This window comes from Ohtaekwangia sp. (assembly GCF_036568665.1).
Lineage (GTDB): Bacteria > Bacteroidota > Bacteroidia > Cytophagales > Cyclobacteriaceae > Ohtaekwangia.
Genome location: NZ_DATCSD010000212.1, coordinates 1 through 3,383, shown reverse-complemented (window position 1 = coordinate 3,383; position 3,383 = coordinate 1). Strand labels below are relative to the sequence as shown.

Here is a 3,383-nt window from a genome sequence, read left to right as displayed (position 1 = left end):
CAAGAAAGATTTACTATAGAAGTTTTTTGGTGTATCTACAGTAACATAGAATTCTGTCCGCTCGCGTAACTTTTCAAATTCTGCCAGGCTTTTAACACGAACCCAGAAATTTCGTTTTTCATACTGAGTATTATCAACATCAACTTCGTTTTCTTCAAACTGCTTGACAAGCTCGCGCGACTTTGCATTGTCAAAAGCATACCACATCGTTTGTTTCTCGGAAAACTTAAAGCCATGATTCTTTAGCAGCTCTCGCACTTCAGGTGTTGGACGAACAGTGCCAAAACGTATCTCTATTCCATCAGGTGCTTTACTTCCATTGGAATATGTACGTGTGTTATTATAGGTGATCTCCGGACGCTGTTTGACAATGTCACCAAGTTCATCCATATATAGATAGTTGCTCATCATTTGCTCGTATTTGTAGGCAAATCTGTCTTTTACTTCTGCTTTCTCTGGCTGACGCGATGCAAAACTCCCCGCATTACGTACTTATATCATCAGGCCACCTGCATCACTGTGATTCCCGGCACCGCGGTAAACATTGCCTCGTTTGCGAACCGGTATAGCGTCTGGATAAATGATTTCTATACCGGCAGGTGTACAGTACTCATCAAAGATTATCATGAGTTGTTTTACCGTATATAGGTATCCGTGCTTTTTGCCGATCTTACCTTCAAGAGGTTTGAGCTGCGTTCTGAATGCTTTTTCTGTAACTCCATAAAGAGCTGCCAGTGTTTTGGATGTGCAAGGCTGGATTCTCCAAGTTTTCATATATATACTTTTTTTGGTTTTATTTTTTTCGAAAGGTATAACAGTGCGCCGACACGATGACCGCGATTTGTACACAATGGGCTGAATCTGTACACAATGGGCTGAACTTGTACACAATGGCCTGAATTTGTACACAATTGTCGGATTAGACACATTTCCAAAATGGAACTCGAATCGATATATACTGGTATATGAACCAGTATATACGTACGTGTATACAGAACAAACGAGTTCAGGAAATATGTATCGTCTTAAGAGCGCTTGTGACTATACTATATCACGCGCACAAGGGGTGGCGGCCCGAGGAACTTAAATATCAGTAATACTTGGTCAACGCTCCAGAAATAGCCGGTTCGCTTACCGATGTTAGGCTGATAGGAATTGATTAAAGTTGCCATTGACCTGCGGTCTACACCATAGAAGGCAGCGAGTTGTTTTGTGTTCGCCGCTTTTAGCGTCCATGTTTTCATTGATGTTCTTTTATGTTAAGTCAGATTTCCATTGATGAGTGTGAAATGACATAAATGCGGTACTCAGAAAACTGTAGGGAAAAAATTTTTTCGTGAGTGAAAACGTGGTGTTGTAAAATCGTGATACAAAGATATAGTATAGATATAGTAGACTGCCAAACGGGTTAACCCTATTACTTACAGCGTATTGGTATAGAATGTTATAGTCCGGGTGACCAAATCTTCCTCTTAGATTGGGGTATGAAAACTGTTTTGTCAGCGCTGACCACGCCTTTAGACAAAATCGCTTAAACTGCATTATTTTAAAGGTTTTAATCTGCCTTGCAAGAAGTGGTCTATCCCTTTTGAATAGTATATTTTTACTATTTCCGTAGTAAAAAACTACCAGCCGCTGTCCGGCTTAATCTGCCACAGATTGGGATGTTTACCCCTAGTAAATTTTAATGCTTTTGCACATGGAAATTTTTCATCCCGGGAGAAATATTACTCTTCACCAGATTTCCTCATCCCTAAAAACGAGTTGTCTTTCAGGCTAGGTTACTATAAAACAAGTAAAAGGTCACAGTAAAGGTCACATCAAAATTGAGTTGACGGGGAGTTGGAATTGAGTTGACGGATGGTTAAAGGGAGTTGGCTACAGTTGGCGGATAGTTGGCAGGTAGTTGAAAAGGGTGTTTTGCGACAAGACAGTGACCTTGCCGAATTTCCTTACATTGTCTCGTCCTGATTTTACTTTACACTCTCAACTCGGTTAGTCCTGCCTTTTATTACACGTAATTTATTCTGTATTTCTAAATCCTGAAAATCCTTTACAGGATTTTATTCTGCTTGAAAACACCTTATCTGCACTTGGGTAGTTTGAATTCGAGAGCGCTCCCGGAAGAGAATATCAAAACTCCCCAATGCAATCTTCCAGAACGATGACCGCTTTTTCGGAATATATCAAGATCGATTTGTTTACAACGTGCTACACATTTTTCACAGGACATCACAAAAAAAGATGCGAACGCGTGTAATTCTTCCGGGTTGTTCTCAAGGATGGCAAGTGCCCGTTTACAGTTTTGGTAGCAATATGTAACTGCCATGGTATGCTTTTCCAATTTGGGGTTATCAACATAATGAAGGGTGTCAGCGCAAGATTTTAGGATGTTAATACTTTCTTTGAGAGCCCTTTTTAGGGCAGCATGGCTGACAGGTCGAGGATTACTATTCATAATGATTCAACAACAAATTACTGAATAACGTGGTTTCAGGCAACGCAGGGTTGCTTTATAGTCTTTATTGATAATTAGATAGGTAATTTATATGCAGACACACATAGGTATATATTAAGAGCCCGGTAATGCAAGACGCATTACCGGGGTTAGACTGTGGATGATAACAGGATTGCTATCAGAAGTATCCACATCACTCGCTTTTCCATTGTAAGGAAACGCGTTAGGAAGGGCTGTATAGTTAGCTCGCGCGGTTTTAAAGTTTAATACTATTTATCAGGCCAAGCAGTGAAAACGTCAGCAATGCAATACACCCCCACATCAGTACACCAAACAGTTTGTCCAGATTATCTCTGCTTTGAAACAAACAACATTGGACAAAAAACATTCTGACGTGCTCCCACGCAGCATCAACCAGTCGAATAATATTGCGCATAACAGGATGTTTGATTAAAGTATACTATCGGTCGTTTTGGTTACATAGTTTCTCGTGTGATCAAGCAGACTCTTAATGATGTCTATTTCAGCAATTAATTGGTCGGCTGATTTAAATCTGTCTTCTTTTGAAAATTGTTCGGTCGCTTTACGAATAGTCTGTAGCTGAATCACTAATTCTGCATTGTAGATAACGTCTTCCATAATTTGAAATTTAATGCTTCAAGTAAAGCCAAATAAACCGTATTGTCAATTTTTTTGACTATAAAATGCAGACATTCTTTGATCTCAAGTCTAATTATCTTCTTTTAGGCGGCATTAAATTGATTACGGCTGAGGATGAACTATATCCTGCTAACGTCAGCCTTTTGAGTACGGTAATGTATCTGCTATAGATACCTTTTTACTTCTTCTGCTCGCGGTACATGGCCAGAATTTTATCCTGACCATCTACCAGCGATTTGAGAACAGTTATTTTTTGCGCCTGCTC

At 39.7% G+C, this 3,383-nt stretch carries 3 protein-coding genes; all 3 read right to left on the bottom strand.

The window, feature by feature from the left end; genetic code table 11:
- Positions 1–411, bottom strand: a 411-nt coding sequence (locus VIN08_RS11770; protein ID WP_331964918.1) for a hypothetical protein, incomplete at its 3' end; no start/stop codon positions are given.
- Between the two features lie 81 nt (positions 412–492).
- Positions 493–774 carry a hypothetical protein gene (locus tag VIN08_RS11765; RefSeq protein WP_331964915.1) on the bottom strand — a complete coding sequence of 94 codons (282 nt, stop codon included), beginning with the start codon at positions 772–774 and terminating at the stop codon, positions 493–495.
- A 2,134-nt stretch (positions 775–2,908) separates the two neighbouring features.
- Entirely contained in the window at positions 2,909–3,097 is a 189-nt protein-coding gene (locus VIN08_RS11760) for a hypothetical protein (protein WP_331964913.1), read from the bottom strand.
- Between the last annotated feature and the right edge of the window lie 286 nt (positions 3,098–3,383).

Excerpts from the sequence above, each read along its gene's own strand:
- VIN08_RS11765 (WP_331964915.1), bottom strand. The coding sequence starts at position 774 with ATGAAAACTTGGAGAATCCAGCCTTGCACATCCAAAACACTGGCAGCT.
- VIN08_RS11760 (WP_331964913.1), bottom strand. The coding sequence starts at position 3,097 with ATGGAAGACGTTATCTACAATGCAGAATTAGTGATTCAGCTACAGACT.